The 1460-nt window shown below is 44.0% G+C and carries 1 protein-coding gene; it reads left to right on the forward strand.

All coding sequences use genetic code 11. The features are described from left to right. Positions 1-619: 619 nt before the first annotated feature. The coding region (locus JGK39_RS33435; RefSeq protein WP_293309062.1) for a reverse transcriptase domain-containing protein at positions 620-1460 on the forward strand (841 nt) is incomplete at its 3' end.

Genomic DNA, 1460 nt, shown 5'->3' on the forward strand with positions numbered 1-1460 from the left:
AGTGCGGTTCGTTTAACCTAAAATAAGCCTAAAAGCTTATGGGACGGTTAGCCTAGCTGCTCAGGCAGTTAGTGACAACTGATTACATTTATAGGTGAGATTCTGTGAATCAAGTCCTATCCTCCAAGTGCGGGAGTGAAAGCATATCCCCTAGTTTAATGGGTAGCAACCAATAGGCTAAAGCGGGGATAAAAGGCAGCACTACTGATAGCCAAAATTGGTAACTGCCGAGCAAGAATCCATGCGTAGCGTAAGCAAAGATGCGCTTTAATCATCGTAAACCATAATGGTGTAATGGCTTTCATCAGAATAAACCCGTTGAAAGATACGGTAAAGACTGATTAACACCAAGCCAAAAGGCAAGGATAGGGCATAAGCGACTAGCGATTCGACTTATAAGCACTGCCCGTAAACCCGGTGAACAGCATCACGCTAAAGATTCTAACAATGTGTAATCGGAACGAATTAACTCTCTTAATCCTCTGGTAAGGTCGATATCCAGTAAGTAGCTAACGAATGGTTTAAGAGAGAGGGATTGTATCAAAAGCGAATGCCCTCAGTAATGTGAGGGATATGCTGACAGATACACGGTAATTCCAAAGGAATAGAACAAGTAGCGATGAATATATCTAAAACGCTGAACAATCAGACGGTGGAGTGGAAAGACATCAACTGGCGAAAGCTAGAAAGGGTGACTTTTAAATTGCAAAAGCGAATATTCCAAGCGAGTGAACGTGGTGATGTTAAAGCAGTTCGCCAACTTCAAAAGACCCTGATTAGGTCTTGGTCTGCAAAATGTATCGCAGTAGGTCGGGTGACGCAAGATAACCAAGGTAAAAATACGGCTGGTGTGGATGGAGTCAAGGCTCTAACCCCAAAGCAACGTATCAACCTGGTAGGCAAGTTAAGGTTAACCGGAAAGGCAAAACCCACTCGTAGGGTTAACATTCCTAAACCGGGTACAACCGAGACTAGACCATTAGGAATACCCACAATAAACGACCGTGCTTTGCAAGCGTTAGTAAAGCTAGCGTTAGAACCGGAATGGGAGGCTAAATTTGAATCCAACTCCTACGGTTTTAGACCAGGGCGTTCCTGTCACGACGCGATGGAGGCAATATACCTCAGTATTAAGCAGAAAGCCAAATACGTGCTAGATGCTGATATTGCTAAATGCTTCGACCGTATAAACCACAAAGCGTTAATCTCCAAAATAAGTACATACCCCACCTTAAACCGACAGCTCAAAGCATGGCTTAAGGCAGGATATTGTGACCAAGGTTCGTTATTCCCCACTAATGATGGTACACCACAGGGCGGGGTAATTTCTCCCCTACTTGCGAATATTGCCCTACATGGTATGGAGAATAGAATTAAGCAGTACGCGGAAACGCTAAAAGGGAGAAAACGGGATAACCGTGATTCCATTAGCCTAATCCGTTACGCTGACGACTTCGTAA

The organism is Microcoleus sp. PH2017_12_PCY_D_A, from assembly GCF_020738565.1.
Lineage (GTDB): Bacteria > Cyanobacteriota > Cyanobacteriia > Cyanobacteriales > Microcoleaceae > Microcoleus.